General features: G+C 39.9%; 1 protein-coding gene. It reads left to right on the top strand.

The genetic code is table 11. The features are described from left to right. Positions 1 to 245, top strand: a 245-nt coding sequence (gene tnpA, locus HUK49_RS10770) for an IS200/IS605 family transposase (protein ID WP_191913683.1), incomplete at its 5' end; no start/stop codon positions are given. Positions 246 to 291: the final 46 nt, after the last annotated feature.

Raw genomic sequence — 291 nt, 5'->3', positions numbered from 1 at the left:
ATATCCACTTATTGGTTAGTGCACCACCAAAACTGTCAGTAACCAATATCATGCGCTGGCTTAAAGGAATTTCAGCTTGGCAATTATTTAGAGAATGTCCAGAACTGCAAATCAGTTACTGGAAAAAACATGGTCGTCATCTATGGTCACCCAGCTACTACGTGGAAAGTATTGGAGCTGTTAATGAACAAGCGGTAGCTAAATATATTGATGATCAGCGTCGAAAAGAGGTGAAACTAAAATGACAGAAGCCATTAAGGGAATCAAGCTCCGCTTGTATCCCAATGAAAA

The sequence above is a fragment of the Limosilactobacillus portuensis genome (genome assembly GCF_014838735.1).
GTDB lineage: Bacteria > Bacillota > Bacilli > Lactobacillales > Lactobacillaceae > Limosilactobacillus > Limosilactobacillus portuensis.
The sequence above is the reverse complement of the archived record's forward strand: the minus strand, read 5'-3'. Positions and strand labels throughout refer to the sequence as shown.